This is a genomic window from Gelidibacter salicanalis (genome assembly GCF_016469035.1).
GTDB classification, from domain to species: Bacteria; Bacteroidota; Bacteroidia; order Flavobacteriales; family Flavobacteriaceae; genus Gelidibacter; species Gelidibacter salicanalis_A.
In genome coordinates, this window is record NZ_JAEHJZ010000538.1 from 1 (window position 1) to 237 (window position 237).

At 63.3% G+C, this 237-nt stretch carries 1 pseudogene; it reads right to left on the reverse strand.

The annotated features are described in order from the left end of the window. Positions 1-237: pseudogene (locus JEM65_RS21985) on the reverse strand (hypothetical protein); the annotation flags it as partial.

Consider the following 237-nt stretch of genomic DNA (forward strand, 5'->3'; position numbering starts at 1 on the left):
GTCCAGGTAGGCGGAATGGGGGTCGAGCGAGGCGACCATGCCGGAAATGGCGTCTTCCAGCAGTTTCTTGTCTTCCACCGGCTCGACGTAATCGGACTTGATCAGGCCAAACACATCGGCCAGCTGGCGCAGCTCTTCCAGCGGCAGGGGCGGCTCGACGGTCTTTTGCGCCATGGCGGAAAATTGCAGCGACACGGCGACGCCGGCCACCACGCCCAGGCCGATCAAGCCGGTATT